This window comes from Hydrogenophaga sp., assembly GCF_051858985.1.
Classification (GTDB): domain Bacteria; phylum Pseudomonadota; class Gammaproteobacteria; order Burkholderiales; family Burkholderiaceae_C; genus Hydrogenophaga.
The window spans coordinates 334,488-353,962 of sequence record NZ_JBHYGM010000003.1 but is presented as its reverse complement, the minus strand read 5'-3'; the positions used below and the strand labels follow the sequence as shown (position 1 = coordinate 353,962).

Below are 19,475 nucleotides of genomic sequence, written 5' to 3'. Positions count from 1 at the left end.
CGCCTGCTTCGTCGTGTCCATGCCGCCAGAGCAACCGGACGCCACCGCGTCCGTCCCTTCATTCCATTCTCAGGAGATGTCCATGTCCGTTCAACTTGCTGCCTACCTGTCCTACGACGGCAACTGCGCCGAGGCCATGAAGTTCTACGCCGAGGTGCTCGGCGCCAAACTGGAAGCGCTCATCACCTACGGCGCAATGCCCGGCGGCGATCCAGTGCCCGCCGACCAGGCGGGTCGCATCATGCACGCCTACCTCGTGCACCCGGACTTCGCGATCATGGCCGGCGACGCCCCGCCGGGCGTGCCCTTCCAGGGCATCCAGGGCTGCATGATGGCCATCACCTACCCCACTGCGGCCGAGGCCACGCGCGTCTTCAACGCGCTCGCCGAGGGCGGCAAGGTGGGCATGCCATTGGCCGAGACTTTCTGGGCCGACACCTTCGGCATGGTCACCGACCGCTTCGGCACGCCCTGGGGCGTGAACGGCGGGCCGAGAGAGATGCCTGCAAAATAAACAGGCCCATGAAAAAGACCCCCGCACCCGCCAGCCCCGATGCGTATGTGGATTCGCTGGACGGCTGGCAGGCCGATCAGGTCCGAAGCCTGCGCGCGGCCGTGCGGGAGGCGGTGGTTGCGCTGCACGAAACCATCAAGTGGGGCCACCTCGTGTATGTCGCCAACGGCCCGGTGCTGCTGATCCGCGCAGAAGAGCAGCGCGTGCTGCTGGGCTTCTGGCGCGGCCAGCGACTGCGTGCCGTCGAACCGCGACTCAAGCCGGGAGGCAAGTACGAGATGGCCACGCTGGAACTGCGGCCCGACACGCCCCTGGACCGCGCCACGGTGCTCGAACTGACCCAGCAGGCCGCCGCACTCAACGCCGCCCTGGGCGATCCCGTCGCCATCGCGCGGTGAGACTCAGAGCTGGCCTTCGGTCAGCGTATCGAGCTGGAAGCGGCCGCTGCGATCCCACAGCCAGGTGTCCACGTACTGGACGCGCCCGAAGCCGCCGGGCGATGGAAACGGCGCGGCCGCGCGCACGAGGCGCTCGATCTCGGCCATCACCTCGGGCGCGTGGCTGGGTCCGCGCAGCCAGCGGGTGGCACCCACGCGCCCGCCCGGCAGGACCTCGATCTCCAGCACGCCGATGGCGTAGAGCATCGGGGGCAGCTTGCCCTGGTGGATGCGGTCGGGGTACTTGCGGTAGAGGTGGGTGGCGGCTTCGCGCTTGTAGGCCGGACTGGCCGGTGCCTGGCCCGGCAGCGGAGGACGGACGGAGCACGCAGCCAGCATGGCGGACATGCCGGAGACCGTGGCCAGCGAGAGCAGCCGGCGGCGTGAGGGGATGGGTGTTGTCATGGCGGGCATTACAACAGCCCGCCCTCAGCGCCACAAGCGGCGCAACACCCGCTTACCGCTGTCGCAAGGTGCGGCTGAGCAGGATCACCGGCACCAGGCCCACGAGCACCAGGGTGAGCGCGGGCAGCGCCGCCTCGCCCAGTCGCTCGTCGCGCGCGAGCTGGTAGGTCACCACGGCCAGGGTGTCGCTGTTGAAGGGCCGCAGCACCAGCGTGGCAGGCAGTTCCTTCATGACGTCCACGAACACCAGCAGCGCGGCCGCGGCGGTGGAGCGCTTGAGCAGCGGCCAGTGCACGCGAGTGGCCAGTCCCAGGCCGGTGGTGCCGAGCATGCGGGCGGAGTCGTCGAGGCTGGACGGGATGCGCGTGTAACCGCTCTGTACCGATTGCAGCGCCACCGCCGTGAACCGCACGAGGTAGGCCCACACGATGCCGAGCACGGTGGCGGTGACGAAGTAGCCCACCGTGGTGTCGGGCTTGACCGCCTGCAGCCAGCCCACCGGCAGCAGCAAGCCGACCACGATCACCGCGCCGGGCACCGCATAGCCCAGGCTGGCCAGCTGCACCACGCCGCGCGTGAGCGCACCCGGTCGCGCGCGCAGCGCGAACGCCAGCGCCAGCGCAATGCCGGTGGCCAGCGTGGCGGCCAGGCCCGCCAGCCACACACTGTTGCGAGACCACTGCAGGAACGCGGTCCACGGGAGCGAATCCCAGCCTCCGATCAACGGCCGCAGCATGAACAGCACCGGCAATATGAATCCGAAGAGGACGGGCAACGCGCACACCCCCACCGCGGCCACCGCACGGCCACCATGCAAGCGCACGGGTTGTGCCTCGGCACTTCCCGCGCGCTGGCCGCGCAGGGTGGCAAAGCGCATGCGGCGCTGCGCGCGGAATTCCAGCCAAAGCAGCAACGCCACCACGGCCAGCAGCATGGTGGCCAGTTGCGCCGCTGCTGCGCGGTTGTCCATGGCCAGCCAGGCCTTGTAGATGCCGGCGGTGAAGGTCTGCACGCCAAAGTAGCTGACCACGCCGAAATCGGCCAGCGCCTCCATGAGGGCGAGGGCCACACCCGCGGCCACGGCCGGGCGCGCCAGCGGCAGCGCCACTTCCCGGATGCGGCGCGCCAGCGGTGCGCCCAGCAGCCGCGCAGCTTCCATCAATTGCGCGGCCCTCTCGGCCAGTGCCGTGCGGGCCAGCAGATACACATAGGGATACAGCGAGAAGGTGAACACCCAGACCGCGCCGGGCGTGTTGCGGATCTCGGGGAACACGCGGCCGGTCAGCCCAAAACTCTCTCGCATCCACACCTGAAGGGGGCCGCTGAACTGGAGGAAGTCGGTGTAGGCATAGGCCACGACGTACGCCGGCATGGCCAGCGGCAGCAGCAATGCCCATTCAAAGAAGCGGCGGCCAGGGAAGTCAAACAGAGTGACCGTGCTGGCGGTGGCCATGCCCACCACCGCAACGCCCACGGCCACGCTCACGCAGAGCAGCAAGGTGGTGAGCGCATACTCCGGAAGCACCGTCTGCGCCATCTGCACGAGCACGTCGCGCGCCAGCGCATCGAACTGGAACCACGAGCCCCCCAGGGCCAGCACCGGCAGCGTGAGCAGCAGTGCCAACAGGACCAGGAGGAGCGTGGAGAACCAGCGGGGCATGGGCAGGGGACGGAATGGAAGGGCCGATGACCCACGTCAACACAAATGAGAATTGTAGTTATCTACAATGCCCCACCCATGTTCCTGAATCTCACACAGCTCAGCGTGCGATACGCCGGCTTGCCCCAGGCGGCCGTCGACGGCGTCACGCTCGGGCTGCGCGCAGGCGACATCGGCGTGCTGATCGGCCCCTCAGGCTGCGGCAAGACGACGTTGCTGCGCGCCGTGGCGGGCCTGGAGCGTGCGAGCAGCGGCAGCATCGTGCTGGACGGCGAGACCGTGAGCGACGGCCAGCACCACATGCCGGCCGAGCAGCGTCGCATCGGCATGGTGTTCCAGGACTACGCGCTGTTCCCGCACCTCGACGTCGGCCGCAACATCGCCTTCGGCATCGAGAAGCTGCCGCGTGCCGAGCGCGACGAGCGCGTGGCCGAGGTGTTGCGGCTGGTGGGGCTGGCCGGCATGCAGGCTCGCTACCCGCATGAACTTTCGGGCGGGCAGCAGCAGCGGGTGGCGCTGGCGCGTGCGCTGGCCCCCCGCCCTCGCCTGCTGCTGCTGGACGAGCCATTTTCCAATCTCGATGTGGACCTGCGCGAGCGCCTGGCGCACGAGGTGCGGGGCATCCTCAAGGCGGCCGGTGCCACCGCCCTCTTCGTCACGCACGACCAGCTGGAGGCCTTTGCCATCGGTGATGTGATCGGCGTCATGCACGAAGGCCACCTGCACCAGTGGGAAGACGCCTACGCGCTCTACCACCGCCCGGCCACGCGCTTCGTGGCCGAGTTCATCGGACACGGGGTGTTCGCGCCGGCGCAGATTCGCATGGACGGCAACGACGTGACGGTGCAGACACCGCTGGGCGCACTGCACGATGTGGAAGAGTGCCCGCTGCCCACCGCCTACGAAGCGGGCCTGTGCGATGTGCTGCTGCGGGCCGACGACATCGTTCACGACGACGACGCGCCGGTGAAGGCGCAGATCCTTCGAAAAGCGTTCCGGGGTTCCGAGTTCCTCTACACCCTGCGACTGGCCAGCGGCGAGGTGCTCATGACGCACGTGCCTTCGCACCACAACCACGCGGTGGGCGAGTGGATCGGCATCCGCGCCGAAGTGGAGCACGTGGTCACCTTCGAGCGCGGATCCGGCGCTAACTCGCCACCCGCGCCGGCCGGCGCAAGGCCACCAGCCAGTCCAGCAGGCACACCGCCAGCAGCACCGCGCCACTGAGCGGAAACGCCAGCGCCACCGCACACATCACCAGCGCGCCGCCCTTCCACAGCGGCAGGTTGCGCGGTGCAGGTGGCGCCACCACGCGCCAGCCGCTGCCGGCGGGCCGGCGCTTCCACCACATCGCGATGCCACTCACGCAAAGGAAAGCCACGGCCGCGCAGAACAGCAGGTTGAGGGCGGCGTTCCAGAGTCCCATGTCGCCCTGGTGAAACGCGATGCCCACCGCCATGGCCTTGGCCATCGGCGAATAGTCGGCAAAGCCCACCTCGGCGATCACGCGGCCGCTGAACCGGTCCACGTGCACGGTGCGGTCGCGCGTCGGCTGTCGCAGGTCGCCGCTCATGGTGTCGGCCGAGATGGTGAACACGCCTGTCTCGGCCTGGGGCAACCGGATGTGGTGCTGGCCTTCGAAGCCCAGTTGCCTGGCGAGGGTAGACACGGTCTCCAGGTTCACGGGCTGGCCGGCGGGCACGCCCAGCGTACCTCTGCCCGATCCTGAAGCCGGCAGTGGCGTCTGCTCCAGCCCCCAGGGCACTTCGTGCTGGCCCTTCGGATCGAGGCTGCCGTGCGTGGCGTCCGACTTGAAGGCGTCGCCCCATTTCCCGGCGGGAAACGAACCCCAGGGTTGAACGAACTTTCCACCCCAGATGCCCGCCCATGAGAGCCCCGTGAGCAGAAACACCAGCAGCACCGCACCGATCCAGAAGCCCACGCTGCCGTGCAGCGAGCGCCACCACAGGCGGCCCTTCAACCGCAGGTCCGGCACCAGCACCTGCGCCCAGCGCGTGCCGCCACGCGGCCACCACAGGTAGAGTCCGGTGACGATCATCACCACGCCGAAGCCGGCGGCGATCTCGATGAGGCGATCGCCCACGTCGCCGATGAGCAGGGTGCCGTGGATGCGTTGCGCCCAAGCGAAGACGGTGTCGTCCTTGTCCACCAGGTGAAGCACGCGCGCGGTGTAAGGGTCCACCGCCACCGCCTCCGTGAGGCCATCGCGCGCCACGACGAACCAGCTCGCCTCATCGGCTTTGCGCGGGGCCACGTATTCGAGCAAGGCGGCCTGCGAGCGCAGCTCCATCACGGCCTGCGCCTGGGCAGCCACCGGCTGGGCCACTGCCTGCGGCGTCACGTGCACCACGGGACCGAGCCGCGTCTGGAAGCCGGTGAAGAACACCATGACAGCGCCAGTGACCGCCAGCATGAGCAGGAAGGGCACCACATAGAGCCCGGCGTAGAAGTGCCAGCGCCAGGCCATGGCGTGAAAACCCGTGCCGGCAGACGGCCTGCCGCTCGCGTCCCGAGGGGACGCGCGTTCAAGGGAAGCCATGGGCCTCAGTGCTTGTGCTTGCCGTGGTCGGCAGCGGCTGCCGGCGCTGCCCCGGCTGCGGCGTTGCCCAGCGGACGCGCAGTGGCCTTCACCTCCAGCGTCTCGCGCTGACCGCCCCGGCCTTCAAACACCAGCCTCAACGGCACCACGTCACCCGCCTTCACCGGACCCTTCAGGTCCATCAGCATCACGTGGTAGCTGCCGGGCTTGAGCTCGACCGTCTTGCCAGCGGAGAGCGGCAGACCGGGAATTGCGCGCATCTTCATGACGTCTTTTTCCATGGCCATTTCGTGGAGCTCGACCACGCCGGCCACCGGTGAATTCAACTCCACCAGCCGCGTGTCGGCCCGGGCGGTGAGCTGCATGAAGGCGCCCGTGGCCTTCTGTTGTGCCACGGTGGCGCGCACCCAGGCGTCCTTGACTTCGACGTTGGCGGCAGGGGCCTGGGCCCAGGCGCTGGCGGTGAGGGCCAGCAGGGAAGCGATGAGAATTTTTTTCATGACGGAATCCGGCGAATGAGGGAAGGCGGCCTCCGGGCAGACACACCCGAAAGTCCGCAAAAAGCGGGGCGCGGTGCAGACGGGCACCGCGCAGGGCCTCAGGCGCGCGGCGGTGCGCGGGAAAGCGCAGCGGGCCACGGCGCGGCCGGCGCAGCCGAAAGGAAACGCGCCGCAGGCGTTGCAGCCGGATCGCGCTGCAGGGCAACCGCCATCGTGGGCTCGGGCGGAAGCCCGGCCGAACCCTGCAGGCTGCACCACGGGCAGTGACGCGAGGCGTCGACCATGGGTTTGCCGGCGGCCGGATCTTCCAGGCCATCGGATTTCACCCAAACCATGCCGCTGGCGCTGCACACCTGCACCCAGCCGTCGCCACCCTTCGAGGCCACCACCGCCTGCGCCACGGCGGGCGCCAGCGCGCCCAGCAGCATGGCGAACATGGCGAGCCAGGCGGCAAAACGGCGGGTGAATCGGGAGATCGGCATGAAGCGCTGGAGTTTATCAGCGCGTCAACTGCGGGACGTCGGCCCGCTCAGCGCGCGGCTAGGATGGAACCACAACACCACCCAGGAGACATCCCATGCTCACGCTTTGCGGCTTTTCGGCCAGCAACTACTACAACAAAGTCAAACTCGCCCTGCTGGAAAAGGGCGTGCCCTTTGAAGAAGAGCTGGATTGGGTCGGCGAAACCGACGTCGCCTGCAGCCCGCTGGGCAAGGTGCCCTACCTCAAGACCGAGCAGGGTCCCATGTCCGAATCCACCGTGATCCTGGAGTACGTGGAAGACGCGTACCCGCAGAAACCCCTGATGCCCGCAGACGCCTTCCAGGCCGCCAAGGTGCGCGAACTGCTGCGCTACATCGAACTGCACCTGGAACTGGTGGCGCGCAACCTCTACCCCGAAGCCTTCTTCGGTGGCAAGGTGAGCGAAAGCGCCAAGGAAAAGATCGGCCAGCAACTGGAAAAGAACATCGCCGCCTTCGGCCAGATCGCGAAATTCTCACCCTACGTGGCCGGCAGCGAATTCACACTGGCCGATTGCGCCGCCGCCGTGCACCTGCCCCTGGTGGCCAGCGCCACCAAGATCATCTACGGCCGCGACTACATGGCGGGCCTGCCGGTGCGCGACTACCTGAAGACCGTGGGGGAGCGCGCCACCGTGCAGAAAGTAAACGCGGACCGCAAGGTGAACACCGAATTGATGCTGGCAAGAGCGCGTGACAAGGCGAAGGCCTGATCAGGGAAAGCGCCGCACCAGCTCCACGCCCACGAACACCGAGCGGCGCGCGCCGGGTTCGAAGAAGCGGCCGTTGCCTTCGTTGACGATCACCGATCCGGCGTGCACGCGGTCGGTGAGGTTGTCGATGCGCAGGAACTGGCGCCAGGTCCAGTCGCCGCGGTCCTGCTCGAAGCGCACGCCGAGGTTGAACAAGGTGCTGGCTTCGGCGAAGTCGGTATTGCGGTCGTTCACCGCCATGCGACCGGTGTGCGTGGCATCCAATGTGAACACGCTGCCGGCCCAGCCTGGCTTCCAGGCCACCTGCACAAACGCCTGCTGCCGCGCCAGGCCCGGCATCCGGTTGCCGCCGGCCACCGGCACGGTGGGCGTGGCGCAGGGTGTGGCGGTGCAGGTGAGGAAGCCATCCCGGTAGCGCGCGTCCATCCACGTGTACGCGGGCGTCACCGTGAAAGGCCCCCATTCGAGCACGCCGGACAGTTCCAGCCCGTGGCGGCGCGTGCGCCCAGCGTTCTGGAAGGTGGACCGCCCGCCGCTGTTGGACAGCACCACGATCTCATCGCGCGTGCGCGTCTCGAACAGCGTGGCACTCCACGTGCCCCAGGACTGCCGGCCGCGCAGGCCGCCTTCCGCACTCAGGCTGCGCGACGCGTTGAGCGCGGGATTGAGACCGGTGAGCCCCGAGGCGCGGTAAGCCACTTCGTTCAACGTCGGCGTCTCCAGACCACGGCCCAGGCTGGCGAAGGCCTGCAGTTGCGGTGTGATCTCCCGTCGCACGCCCAGCACCGGGCTGAAGCCATCGAAGCGCACGCTGCCGCTGTCGTCCGGGTTGCCGGGCGCGATGAAGCGATCTGCCGAGGTGAAGCGCACGCTGGAATGCCGCAAACCCGCCAGCAGCGTGGTGCTGTCGGTGCGCCATTCGGCCTGCACGTAAGGATCGAGCGTGCTGGCGCGGTTGGTTTCGTCGCGCCGCAGGTTGCCGAGCACACCGAGCGTGGGACCGACGAAATTCTCAAACCCACGCCGAACCTCGCTCTGGCGGTCCAGCGCCAGGCCGGCGCTCACGGTGAGGCGCTGGCCGCTGTCGTAGCTGCGGTCCAGCCGCCAGCGCGCGTTCCAGCCCCAGTAGTCGCGCGCCAGGTCGATCACGCCACCCGCGCTGCCCGGTGGAATCTGCGCTCCGGTGGGAATGGCCTGGAACTGCCGCACGCCGCGCTGGCCGCCATAGCCCATGAGCTCGATGCGGTGGCCCTGGCCCAGCGCCTGTTCCCAGGCCAGACCAAGCTGGGTCTGCGAGACGGTCTTGCGGGTGTCGAACTGGGTGGCTGCGGCCGTGGTCTGGCCCGGGTCGGCGTCGAACTCGGCGCGGGTGAGGCCCAGCGGGTCCTGCGCCGCACTGATCTGGCGGTTGAACACCAGCACGCTGCGCCCACCTTCATGGGCCCGCGTGAGCTTGAGGTTGCCGCTGGTGCGCGAGGCGGCCGATTGCGCGCGCTCGCCACCGGTGGCGAACTTGCCCACGTCCAGCGTGTAGCCCCAGCCGGGCTCGGCCTCGCCGCCCGTCTGGCCGCTGAGCTGGGTGGACAGGCGCCACAAGCCGTTGGCGCCCGTGGCCAGGCCCGTGCGCCACTCGGCGGGCCGCTGGCCGTCCTGCGTGTAGAGCGCGATGGCGCCACCGGCCGACGCGCCATACAACGCGGAGAACGGGCCGCGGATCACCTCGATGCGTTCGGCGCTGCCCAGCGGGAAGTTCGCTGCCTGGCCCTGCCCGTCCGGGGCGCTGGCGGGAATGCCGTCCACGTACAGGCGCACGCCGCGCACACCGAACGGCGCGCGCGCCCCATAGCCGCGCACGGAGATCTGCAGGTCTTGCGCATAGTTCTGGCGATTGCGCACCACGAGGCCGGGCACGCGGCCCAGGCCCTCGGAGAGGTTGATCTGCAACTGCCCGGCGCGCAACTCCTCGCCGTCGACCACCTCCACCGACCCGGGCGAACGCCAGCTGCTTTGCCAGGCGCTCTCTCCGGTGACGATCACCGGTGCGAGGGCGCCAGCGGTGTCCGGGCGTTCCTGAGAAAAGGCAGCGGTGGTCAGCAGGGCAGCGCTCGCGATTCCCAGCCGGAGCCAGCGCAGCGGGCCAGCCGCTGGGCCGCCCCAGGGCAGGCCCAACCCCCCTGGAGGGCAGCGACCCGCGAAGAGAGGGAACGTGGGGGCACTAGTTCTTGGGCCGAATGGCATCGGCCGTGCCTTGAATGAAGGCTTTGATTTTCTGGACATCGTCGGGTGTGAGTTTTCCGGTGAAGTCCGGCATGCCGCGTGCCTGGGCAGGGCCGTTGAAGACAAATTTGTCGAGGTTCTCGATGAACGAGGCGTCCATGTAGCCGAGGTTGGGGATGTTACCCCCTCGATCCACACCAGGGACACCATGGCAGAACACGCAGTTGCTCACATAGAGACCGGTGCCAGCGGGCACATGGGCGGGGTCGTACTTCACGCCGGCCACGAGCTTGCCGAGCTGGTAGTTCACGAACGCCGGGGGTTGCGCCTTGCCGCCCACCGCGAAGGTGTAGACCGTCCCGGGGCCCTGGCGGTCGGTGGCGCGCTGGGCCAGGCCGTACACGCCGCCCCAGCCCACCGCAATGGACACGTACTGCTTGCCATCCACCAGGTAGGTGGAAGGTGCGGCGATCACGCCGGTGCCGGTAGGCGTCTCCCACAGTTGCTCTCCGGTGGCGGCGTTGTAGGCGATGAAGCGCCCGTCTGCGGTGCCCTGGAACACCAGGTTGCCGGCGGTGGTGAGCGTGCCACCGTTCCACGGCGAGATCTGCTCCTTGGTCCAGCGCGCTTCCTGCCTGATCGGGTCCCAGGCGACCAGCCGGCCGAAGGGCTTGCTGGTGGGCGGCTCCACGTTGGCGAAGGTGGCCAGGTTCCAGCCCATGTTGGCGTGTGGTTCACCGGGTCGATCGGCGTTGAACTTCCAGTCCTTGTTGTCCATGAGCGTGAGCGGCACGCCCTGCACCGGCATGTAGACCAGGCCGGTGGCCGGGTTGTACGACATGGAATGCCAGTTGCGCGCGCCAAAGGCACTGGGGATGATCTCGCGCGGGCGGTCGGCGGTGCGCGCGGCCGCCGTCTCGATCGGGCGGCCGTTCTTGTCGTAGCCCGTGGCCCAGTTCACTTCCACGAAATTCTTCGCCGAGATGAACTGGCCGTTGACGCGATCGATGACAAAGAAGAAGCCATTCTTGGGCGCATGCAGGATCACCTTGCGCGGCTGGTTGTTCACCTTGATGTCCGCCAGAATCATGGGCTGCGTGGACGTGTAGTCCCAGTTGTCGCCCGGGGTCTCCTGGTAGTGCCACACGTACTTGCCGGTGTCGGGGTTGAGCGCGACGATGGACGCCAGGTAGAGGTTGTCACCACCGGCCGGGCTGCGTTTCTTCTGCGCCCAGGGAGAGCCATTGCCGGTACCGATGTACATGAGGTTGAGTTCGGGATCGAAGGCCATGGCGTCCCATGCGGTGCCGCCGCCACCCGCTTCCCACCACTTGCCAGCGGGGTCCCAGGTCTTGGCGGCTTTTGCCATCGACTCGTCTTCGAACGGCTTGCTGGGGTCACCCGGCACGGTGAACCAGCGCCACTTCTGATCGCCGGTCTTCGCGTCATAGGCGGTGATGTAGCCGCGCACGCCGTACTCGGCGCCGCCGTTGCCGATGATCACCTTGCCCTTGAACACGCGAGGCGCACCGGTGATGGTGTAGCTGAACTTGCGGTCGACGATGGTGTCCTTCTCCCACACCTTGGCCCCGGTCGCTGCGTCCAGCGCGATCAGGCGGCCGTCGTACGCGGCCACGAACACCTTGCCTTCATGCAGCGCCACGCCGCGGTTGACCACATCGCAGCACCCTTTGTAGCCTGCTTCGCGCGAAACCTGGGGATCAAAGGTCCAGATTCGCTGGCCCGTGCGCACGTTCACTGCGTGCACGACGCTCCAGGACGCCGTCACGTACATGATGCCGTCCACCACCAGCGGCGTGGACTCCACGCCGCGCGAGGACTCGAGGTTGTAGGACCACACCAGGCCGAGCTCTTTCACATTCGAAGCGTTGATCTGGTTCAGCTTCGAATGGCGAGTCTCGGCGTAGTCCAGGCCGTAGCTGGGCCAGTCGGCGGTCTGCCGCGCGTTGTTCTTCATGAAGGTCGCGTTGACCTTGTTCACCGTGGTGCTGATGTGTGCCGCAGAACCCTTGGCCGGGGCCTGTTGCGCCAGCGCGTTGCCGGCAAAGATCAGCAGGGTGAGGAGGCAGGCCAGCGCGCGCCGCCCGGTGCCGTGGAATGGGATCGGTTTCATGGTGTCTCCTGGTGCGGCCCGATGGCAACGGGCCTGGCGTGGGGTGCCCTGCAACCCAGCGCAGGGCAGCCAGATCGTCACCTTCTGGCGCCGCCGTTTCACCTTCGGGATTTCCCCTAAGCGAATGTGTTCCGGCGTGGAACACCTGCCGAGGAGGCCAAGGGCTTTCCCGCATGTGTGACGGTTTCGATGGGCCGGATACTGCGCGTGGAGACAACGAAAGCCCCGCGAGGAAACCGCCATGCCCCAGACATCGACGGGACGCCAGCACGCGCCACACCAGCTTTTCTTCAACACCGCAGAGCAGCGCACGGCGCTGGCGCGACAGCAGTTCTTCGACGAAGGCGCGCGCCCTTCGGGTCTGGTGGGCGAGGCGGTCATCCAGTCGTGGCTGCGCTGTTGCAAGGCCCACCAGGACCCCAGGGAGCGCGTGAGTTTCGAACAGGTCACGCGCAGCCGCGCGCATGCCACGCTGAACCGCAACCGCCAGCTCATGCAGGCCGGCAACCACGAGCTCAACCACATGGAGGCCGCTCTCAGCGGGACCGACTGCCGTGTGCTGCTGACCGACGCTCACGGAGTGATCATCCACGCCACCGAACTCGCGCCGGCCACGGGACAGCCGTTGCTCAAGACCGCGTCCCGCGTGGGCGTGAACATCGCGGAAACGCACATCGGAACCACCGCACCAGGCATCGTGGTGCGCAGCGGCGAGGCCTGCACGGTGGCCGGTGCCGAGCACTTTTTCCAGTGCCTGCAAGGCCTGCATTGCGCGGCGGCGCCCATCCACGACATCCACGGCCAGCTCGCCGGCGTACTCGACATTTCCGTGGAGGGCGGCCCGTTCCACTTCGACGCCGCCTCTGTGGTGGGGCTGTACGCCACCACGATCGAGAACCGCCTGCTCCAGCTGCAGTCGGTCGAACACCTCGTGCTGCACTTCCAGGCCAGCCCAACGCTGCTGGACACCCCGCTCGAAGCGCTGGCCGGCATCGACGCCGGCGGGCGCGTGCTGTGGCTCAACGCGGTGGCCCGACGCCTTACCGGGTGTTCCCTGCAGGGCCAGCCCATGGTGGAAGACGTGTTCGGCACCACGCTGGGCTGGCTGCTCGGCCTGCCCCGGCAGACTTCCCTTCAGACCCTGCACCTTCCGCACGGACTGGGTGTGTGGATCAAGGGGCAGTTGACGGCACGCGATGGCGCCGACTTCAAGCACGCGGTGGCGGTCTCCAGGCCAGAGATTCCCGCAGGTACCCAGCCGCAACTGCAGGCGGCCATGCCGGCCGCTGAGCCGGACACCACGCTGCCTCGCTCCACTCTGGTGGACCACAGCCAGCGCCTGATCGAGACCACCTTGTCGCAATGCGGGGGCAACATCGCCAAAGCGGCGCGCGCCCTGGGTGTTTCACGCGGCATGCTGTACCGCCGGCTGCAGAAGGGCCGTGGGGCGGAAAGCGGCGCGAACTAGGAGGCCAGCAGGCGCGCCACCTCGTCCTGCATGTCGCGCGCCCAGGTGCGGCGGTCCCTCCCTTGCGGCATCTGCGCTTCGCCATAGCGCACCACCACCCTCACGCCATCGGCGCACAGTGTTGACCAGATCGAGGCCAGCAAGGTGGTGTCGCCCACGAACACGGGCGCGTCGTGCGGGCCGCCGGTGCGGCTGTCGACGAAGCGCAGCGCCACGGGCAACACGGGCGCATTGGCCGAGATGGCGGCCTGGAACAGGTTGGCGTGAAAGGGCAGCAGGGCACGCCCATCGCCCGTCGTGCCTTCGGGAAAGATGGCGAGGATGTCGCGCTCGCGCAGTCGCTCGGCCATGTGGTGGACCATGCGCATGGCATCGCGGCGGTTGCCGCGTTCAATGTAGAGCGTGCCGGCGCCGGTGATGAGCGAGCCCAGCAGCGGCCAGTGTTTCGCGTCCGACTTGGAGACAAACCGGGCGGGCTGCCCGGCGTTCATGACCAGGATGTCGAGCCAGGACATGTGGTTGGCCACGAGGAGCAGCGGGCCGCTGGTGGGCGGATCGCCGCGCACCACCAGTTCCACGCCCATGATGCGCAGCATCTGGCGGGACCATTCGCGCACCAGCAACTCGATCTGCGGCGGCGTGAGGCGACCGAACTCGGTGCGGATGATCCAAAGCCCGCGCACCACGTGGCCTGTGGCGCGCAACACGCGCCAGAGCGCGCGCAGCGCTTTCACAGGGGCGCAACCCCTTCGGCCTGATGTGCGACCTGACCGCCCACCAGCGTGGCGCGCACCGACACCGGCAGCTCGTGGCCACCGAAGGGCGTGTGCTTGCCCTGGCTGCGCAGCGCTGCCGGGCTCACCGTCCAGGGACTGTGGGTGTCGAAGATGCAGACGTCGGCCACGCCGCCCACCGCCAGTCGCCCCACGCTGGCCTCCAGCGTGCCCAGGCTGGCACCCAGCACCGCCTGCGGGCCGCTGGTGACCACGGTCAGCGCCTGCATCAAACCCAGCCCGTCCTGCTGCGCCCACGTACATGCCAGCCCGAGCAGCAGCTCCACCGCCGTGGCACCGGGGTCGGCCTCGGCGAAGGGAAGCGTCTTGGCGTCGCTGTCCACCGGGTTGTGGTCGGACACGAGGGCGTCGATGGTGCCTTCGGCGAGGCCCGCGCGCAGCGCATCGCGGTCGCGCTGCTGGCGCACCGGGGGTTGCAGTCGCAGGCGGCTGTCGTAGAACCCGATGTCCACGTCGGTCAGGTGAAGGTTGTGCACGCTCACGTCGCAGGTCACGGGCAGGCCTTCGGCCTTGGCCTGGCGCACCAGCGCGAGGCCGGCGGCGCTGCTGATGCGGCACAGGTGCACGCGCGCGTTGGGGCTGCCGGGCGTCTTGCCCTGCACGCCGCGCATGAGTTCGAACAGGGTGTGCAGCGCAATCGTTTCGGCCGCCACCGGAATACCGGCCAGGCCCAGGCGCGTGGCCAGCGGACCGCTGGCGGCCACGCCCTTGCCCAGCCAGAAATCCTGCGGACGCAGCCACACCGTGTAGCCGAAGGTGGCGGCGTACTGCAGCGCACGCTGCAGCACCTGCACGTTGACGATCGGCACCTCGGCTTGGCCAAAGCCGATGCAGCCGGATTCGGTCAGCTCGGCCATTTCGGTGAGCACTTCGCCCTGCAGGCCGCGCGTGAGCGCACCCAGCGGGAACACGCGCGCCAGGTGCAGTTTCTCGGCACGGAACTTGAGCATGTCCACCAGGCCGGGCTCGTCGAGCACGGGGTCGGTGTCGGGCGGACAGACCAGCGAAGTCACGCCGCCGGCCACGGCCGCGGCCATCTCGCTCTCGAGCATGCCGGCGTGTTCCTGGCCCGGCTCGCGCAGCCGCACCGCCAGGTCCACCAGGCCGGGGGCCACCACGCAGCCCGTGGCGTCGATGGTGCGGTTGGCGTGGAAGTCGGGCGCCACGTTGCCGATGGCAATGATGCGGCCGGCGGCGATCGCCACATCGGCCATCTCGTCGCGGCCGGTGGCCGGGTCCATGACACGGCCGTTCTGGATCAGGATCTTCATCTTGTCATGCCTCGTTGCCAGCGACTATTCCCATCACCGCCATGCGCACCGCGATGCCGTAAGTGACCTGCGGCAGGATCACGCTCTGCGGCCCGTCCACCACGGCCGAATCGATTTCGACGCCGCGATTGATCGGCCCCGGATGCATGACGATGGCGTCGGGCCTGGCCCAGCGAAGGCGCTCCGGGGTGAGGCCGAAGCTTTTGAAGTACTCCTGGCTGGAGGGCAGCAGTGCGCCGCTCATGCGCTCGTTCTGCAGCCGCAGCGTGATCACCACGTCGCAGCCCTTGATGCCCTCTTCCAGTGTGTGGCACACACGCACCCCCATCTGCGACAGATCGCTCGGCACCAGCGTGCGCGGGCCAACCACGCGCACGTCGGGGCAGCCCAGCGTGGTCAGGGCATGGATGTCGGAGCGCGCCACGCGCGAATGCAGCACGTCGCCCACGATGGCCACCGACAGCCTGGTGAAGTCCTGCTTGTAGTGGCGGATCGTGTACATGTCCAGCAGCCCCTGCGTGGGGTGCGCGTGCCGCCCATCGCCAGCGTTGATCACGTGCACGTGCGGCGCCACATGCTGCGCGATCAGGTAGGGCGCGCCCGACTCGCTGTGGCGCACCACGAAGATGTCGGCGGCCATGGCGCTGAGGTTGGCGATGGTGTCGAGCAGCGACTCGCCCTTGGCGGTGGAGCTGCGCGCGATGTCGAGGTTGATCACGTCGGCGGAGAGGCGCGTGGCGGCGATCTCGAAGGTGGTCCGGGTGCGGGTGCTGTTCTCGAAGAACAGGTTGAACACGCTTTTTCCGCGCAGCAGCGGCACCTTCTTCACTTCACGGTTGCTCACGCTCACGAAGTTGGCCGCCGTGTCCAGGATCTGCGTGAGGATCTCTCGCGAGAGGCCCTCGGTGGAGAGCAGGTGAACCAGTTCGCCGTTCTTGTTGAGCTGGGGGTTGCGTTGCGTCACGTTCAGGCTTCCTTGTTTTCCAGCACGAAGCTCAATCGACCCCCGTCGTCGCGCGCGAGTTCGAGCGACTGCCCTGGCGGCACGTCGATGCGCGCAGCGCACACGGTGGCCTCGATCGGCAGCTCGCGCCCGCCCCGGTCCACCAGCACCGCCAGGCGCACGCTGGCCGGGCGGCCGTAGTCGAAGAGTTCGTTGATCACCGCGCGCAGCGTGCGGCCGGTGTAGAGCACGTCGTCCACCAGCAGCACGTGCGCGCCGTTCACGTCGAAGGGCAGCACGGTCTGTGCGCTGGAGGCCAGGCCGCGCTGCGCGAAGTCGTCGCGGTGCATGCTCGACGAGATCACGCCGGCAGGGCCCGGCAGCCCCAGGTCGCGCTGCAGGCGCTCGGCCAGCCATGCACCGCCGGAGGTGATGCCCGCCAGCACAGTCGACGCCGGTGGCGCGCCCATCAATGACTTCACGGCCGCCAGCAGTTCGCTGTACAGCGTTTCGGCATCGGGCAGGTGGGACTGCGACGGTGTCAAGGCAGGCTCCTCAGGAACTGTTCCAGGATGATGCAGGCGGACGCCGCATCGGCGTCCCTGGCGCCCAGGCTGTGGGCTTCGGTGGTGCTGTAGCGCTCGTCCACCTCGAACACCAGCAGACCGTGGCGGCCCCGCAACTGACGGGCGAACTTCAGCGCGCGGGCGGTGTTCTCGTGCGCCGCACCATCCGGGTGGTACGGCACGCCGAACACCAGTGCATCGGGCTGCCACTCTTTCAGGCGCAGCGCGATCTGCTCGAAGCGGGCATCGCCTTCAGCGGCGATGGTGGGCTGCGGTGTGGCGCTGCGGGTGAGGCGGTTGCCGGTGGCCACGCCGATTCGTTTGAGACCGAAGTCGAATGCAAGGAACATCTGGCAATGCGCCGGGACGTCGACATAAACGGGGCCCGCCGCCGGGCCGCTCCCAAGGCGGGCCGAGCCCCCTTGGGGGGCAGCGACCCGCGCAGCGGCGGAGCGTGGGGGCACCATGCCTATGCATGCCCCGCGTCGGGAGACAGCATCCACGGTTGCAGCCCCAGCAACCCCATGGCGCGTTCGTAGCGCTCGGCCACCGGCGCATCGAAGATCAGGCTCGGGTCGGCTTCCACGGTGAGCCAGCTGTTCTCGGTGATTTCCGATTCGAGCTGACCCTGCCCCCACGAGGCATAGCCCAGCGACACGAACACCCGGCGCGGACCAGCGCCCGACGCCATGGCCTCGAGCACGTCCTTGGAGGTCGTCATCTCCAGCCCACCCGGAATGGACAACGTGGAGGCATAGACCGATTCGCCCTCGCCCGAGACCGCCTCGTGCAGCACAAAACCCCGCTCGGTCTGGACCGGACCCCCCTGGAACACGGGCAGCGAAGCCAGGTCGTCGCGGCCCATGGGCAGGTCCACCTTCTCGAACAGGCGGGGCAGGAGAATGTCGCTGGGCTTGTTGATCACGAGCCCCAGTGCGCCGCGTTCGCTGTGCTCGCACATGAACACCACGCTGCGGCCGAAAAGCTCGTCGCTGAGGCTGGGCATCGCAATCAGGAAATGATTGGTCAGATTGATGGAGGCAGAATCAGCGGACATGGCGGGATTTTAAGCCGCCCACTCTGCAGGGCGCCGCAAGGCGGGATCAACACTCGACCATGAACCATTACGACAAGGGCCTGATGTGGTTTCGCCGCGATCTGCGCACGCAGGACAACGCCGCGCTCTACCACGCGCTCAAGCAATGCCGGCGGACCTGGTGCGTGTTCGTGTTCGACACCGACATCCTCGACGAGCTGCCGCGCGCCGACCGTCGGGTGGAGTTCATCCGCGAGTCGCTGGTGGAACTCGACGAACGCCTGCGCGAGATGGGCCGCGCCCACGGCGTGCGCGGAACCGGGCTGATCGTGCTGCATGCGCGGGCCACCGAAGCCATTCCGGCGCTGGCCCAGCAACTCGGTGTGCAGGCGGTGTTCGCCAACCACGACGACGAACCGGCCGCACTCGCGCGCGATGCGCGGGTTTTCGGTGATCTGGCGCACGCCGGCATCCTGCTGCACAGCCACAAGGACCATGTCATCTTCGAGCGGCGCGAGGTGCTCACGCAGGCCGGCCAGGCGTATGGCGTGTTCACGCCCTACAAGAACGCCTGGCTCAAGGCGATCACGCCCTTCCAGCTCCAGGCCTACCCGGTGGCCACCTACACCAGGTCCCTCGCACCGGTGCCCACGTCGCACACCGCGCCCGTGCCGCGCCTGGCCGACATCGGCTTTCAGCCGAGCAACCTGTCGCAGTTGCCCATGCCCACGGGCGAGACGGGCGCTCAGCAGTTGTTCGAGGATTTCGTGGAGCGGATCGACCGCTACGACGAGGCGCGCAACTTTCCCGCCGTGAAGGGGCCGAGTTACCTCAGTGCGCACCTGCGCTTTGGCACCATCTCCGTCCGGTACCTGGCGTCGGTGGCCTACCAGATGCACCTGCAGGGCATGGCCGGCGCCAGCACCTGGCTGTCCGAACTCATCTGGCGCGACTTCTACCACCAGATCCTGGCCAACTTCCCGCATGTGGTGGACAAGGCGTTTCGCTCCGAGTACGACGCCATCAAGTTCGAACGCGACAAGCACGCGAAGGAGCAGTTTGCCGCCTGGTGCGAGGGCCGCACGGGCTACCCGCTGGTGGACGCGGCCATGGCGCAGATCAACCAGACCGGCTACATGCACAACCGGCTGCGCATGGTGGTGGCGAGCTTCCTGGTGAAGGACCTGGGCATTCACTGGCAATGGGGCGAGCGCTACTTCGCCGAACACCTGATCGACTTCGACCTCGCGGCCAACAACGGCGGCTGGCAATGGGCGAGCTCCAGCGGCTGCGACGCCCAGCCCTGGTTCCGCATCTTCAACCCGGTCACGCAGAGCGAGAAGTTCGACCCGCAAGGCAAGTTCATCCGGCGCTACCTGCCCCAGCTCGCCGGCCTGCCCGACGCCGTCATCCACGCGCCGTGGAAGGCGAACGAGATCGAACTGGCCGCCGCAGGCGTGGAACTCGGCAACCAATACCCGCTGCCGATCGTCGACCACGCGCTCGCCCGCGAGCGAACGCTGCTGCGCTACGCGGTCGTCAAGAAGCCCGGCGAACTGAAGTGAGGTCCGTGGCGAAAGCCACGGCAGTTCAGGCTCCAGGAATGCGGTTTGGTGACAGGCACGCGCGGCAACGGCGCGGCACTCCTACAGTGGAATTCCCGCAGCGATGCACCCACTTGACCAGGAGACTGCCATGCCCGGCCCCGATCAGAAAAATCCCGATCGCCCACTTGT

General features: G+C 68.1%; 19 protein-coding genes. 6 read left to right on the top strand and 13 right to left on the bottom strand.

Going from position 1 to position 19,475, the window contains the following annotated elements; all coding sequences use genetic code 11:
* The first annotated feature begins 82 nt into the window (after positions 1–82).
* Together ACTIEY_RS14055 and ACTIEY_RS14050 are read left to right on the top strand one after the other, a co-directional pair.
* Positions 83–514 (top strand): VOC family protein, encoded by a 432-nt coding sequence (locus ACTIEY_RS14055; protein ID WP_439519756.1) that lies wholly within the window; start codon positions 83–85, stop codon positions 512–514.
* Positions 515–522: 8 nt separating this feature from the next.
* On the top strand, positions 523–912 hold the full coding sequence (locus ACTIEY_RS14050) for a DUF1801 domain-containing protein (protein WP_439519755.1): 390 nt from the start codon (positions 523–525) through the stop codon (positions 910–912).
* Positions 913–915: 3 nt separating this feature from the next.
* Here ACTIEY_RS14050 and ACTIEY_RS14045 read toward each other — a convergent pair whose 3' ends face one another.
* Together ACTIEY_RS14045 and ACTIEY_RS14040 are read right to left on the bottom strand one after the other, a co-directional pair.
* The gene (locus tag ACTIEY_RS14045; protein WP_439519754.1) at positions 916–1,365 is read right to left on the bottom strand and encodes a hypothetical protein; all 450 of its coding nucleotides are present in this window, start codon (positions 1,363–1,365) and stop codon (positions 916–918) included.
* A 43-nt stretch (positions 1,366–1,408) separates the two neighbouring features.
* Positions 1,409–3,016, bottom strand: coding sequence for an ABC transporter permease (locus tag ACTIEY_RS14040; RefSeq protein WP_439519753.1), 1,608 nt, complete (start codon positions 3,014–3,016; stop codon positions 1,409–1,411).
* Between the two features lie 78 nt (positions 3,017–3,094).
* Here ACTIEY_RS14040 and ACTIEY_RS14035 point away from each other — a divergent pair, with 78 nt between their 5' ends.
* On the top strand, positions 3,095–4,243 hold the full coding sequence (locus ACTIEY_RS14035; RefSeq protein ID WP_439519752.1) for an ABC transporter ATP-binding protein: 1,149 nt from the start codon (positions 3,095–3,097) through the stop codon (positions 4,241–4,243).
* On the opposite strand, the gene ACTIEY_RS14030 is transcribed toward ACTIEY_RS14035, so the two are convergent.
* The 3 genes from ACTIEY_RS14030 to ACTIEY_RS14020 form a co-directional block, all read right to left on the bottom strand.
* Positions 4,164–5,576, bottom strand: coding sequence for a PepSY-associated TM helix domain-containing protein (locus ACTIEY_RS14030; protein WP_439519751.1), 1,413 nt, complete (start codon positions 5,574–5,576; stop codon positions 4,164–4,166). The genes ACTIEY_RS14035 and ACTIEY_RS14030 overlap by 80 nt on opposite strands.
* Positions 5,577–5,581: 5 nt before the next feature.
* Complete coding sequence (locus ACTIEY_RS14025) at positions 5,582–6,076, bottom strand: copper chaperone PCu(A)C (RefSeq protein ID WP_439519750.1); 495 nt, start codon at positions 6,074–6,076, stop codon at positions 5,582–5,584.
* A gap of 98 nt (positions 6,077–6,174) precedes the next feature.
* Positions 6,175–6,558, bottom strand: a complete 384-nt coding sequence (locus tag ACTIEY_RS14020) for a DUF2946 family protein (protein WP_439519749.1) — start codon at positions 6,556–6,558, stop codon at positions 6,175–6,177.
* A gap of 95 nt (positions 6,559–6,653) precedes the next feature.
* Between ACTIEY_RS14020 and ACTIEY_RS14015 the strand changes: the two genes are divergently transcribed.
* Entirely contained in the window at positions 6,654–7,310 is a 657-nt protein-coding gene (locus ACTIEY_RS14015; RefSeq protein WP_439519748.1) for a glutathione S-transferase, read from the top strand.
* Here ACTIEY_RS14015 and ACTIEY_RS14010 read toward each other — a convergent pair whose 3' ends face one another.
* Together ACTIEY_RS14010 and ACTIEY_RS14005 are read right to left on the bottom strand one after the other, a co-directional pair.
* The gene (locus ACTIEY_RS14010; RefSeq protein ID WP_439519747.1) at positions 7,311–9,479 is read right to left on the bottom strand and encodes a TonB-dependent receptor family protein; all 2,169 of its coding nucleotides are present in this window, start codon (positions 9,477–9,479) and stop codon (positions 7,311–7,313) included.
* A gap of 46 nt (positions 9,480–9,525) precedes the next feature.
* Entirely contained in the window at positions 9,526–11,661 is a 2,136-nt protein-coding gene (locus ACTIEY_RS14005; protein ID WP_439519746.1) for a PQQ-dependent dehydrogenase, methanol/ethanol family, read from the bottom strand.
* A 241-nt stretch (positions 11,662–11,902) separates the two neighbouring features.
* Between ACTIEY_RS14005 and ACTIEY_RS14000 the strand changes: the two genes are divergently transcribed.
* Positions 11,903–13,129, top strand: a complete 1,227-nt coding sequence (locus ACTIEY_RS14000; protein ID WP_439519745.1) for a helix-turn-helix domain-containing protein — start codon at positions 11,903–11,905, stop codon at positions 13,127–13,129.
* On the opposite strand, the gene ACTIEY_RS13995 is transcribed toward ACTIEY_RS14000, so the two are convergent.
* The 6 genes from ACTIEY_RS13995 to ACTIEY_RS13970 form a co-directional block, all read right to left on the bottom strand.
* On the bottom strand, positions 13,126–13,863 hold the full coding sequence (locus ACTIEY_RS13995; protein ID WP_439519744.1) for a lysophospholipid acyltransferase family protein: 738 nt from the start codon (positions 13,861–13,863) through the stop codon (positions 13,126–13,128). The genes ACTIEY_RS14000 and ACTIEY_RS13995 overlap by 4 nt on opposite strands.
* Entirely contained in the window at positions 13,860–15,194 is a 1,335-nt protein-coding gene (locus ACTIEY_RS13990) for a dihydroorotase (RefSeq protein WP_439519743.1), read from the bottom strand. The genes ACTIEY_RS13995 and ACTIEY_RS13990 overlap by 4 nt, the downstream gene beginning before the upstream one ends.
* A gap of 4 nt (positions 15,195–15,198) precedes the next feature.
* Positions 15,199–16,158 carry an aspartate carbamoyltransferase catalytic subunit gene (locus ACTIEY_RS13985; RefSeq protein ID WP_439519742.1) on the bottom strand — a complete coding sequence of 320 codons (960 nt, stop codon included), beginning with the start codon at positions 16,156–16,158 and terminating at the stop codon, positions 15,199–15,201.
* A gap of 2 nt (positions 16,159–16,160) precedes the next feature.
* Complete coding sequence (gene pyrR, locus ACTIEY_RS13980) at positions 16,161–16,682, bottom strand: bifunctional pyr operon transcriptional regulator/uracil phosphoribosyltransferase PyrR (RefSeq protein WP_439519741.1); 522 nt, start codon at positions 16,680–16,682, stop codon at positions 16,161–16,163.
* Complete coding sequence (gene ruvX / locus ACTIEY_RS13975; protein ID WP_439519740.1) at positions 16,679–17,053, bottom strand: Holliday junction resolvase RuvX; 375 nt, start codon at positions 17,051–17,053, stop codon at positions 16,679–16,681. Before ruvX ends, pyrR begins: the two co-directional genes overlap by 4 nt.
* Before the next feature lie 119 nt (positions 17,054–17,172).
* Positions 17,173–17,760 carry a YqgE/AlgH family protein gene (locus tag ACTIEY_RS13970; RefSeq protein ID WP_439519739.1) on the bottom strand — a complete coding sequence of 196 codons (588 nt, stop codon included), beginning with the start codon at positions 17,758–17,760 and terminating at the stop codon, positions 17,173–17,175.
* A 59-nt stretch (positions 17,761–17,819) separates the two neighbouring features.
* Between ACTIEY_RS13970 and ACTIEY_RS13965 the strand changes: the two genes are divergently transcribed.
* On the top strand, positions 17,820–19,304 hold the full coding sequence (locus ACTIEY_RS13965) for a cryptochrome/photolyase family protein (protein ID WP_439519738.1): 1,485 nt from the start codon (positions 17,820–17,822) through the stop codon (positions 19,302–19,304).
* The last annotated feature ends 171 nt before the right edge of the window (positions 19,305–19,475 follow it).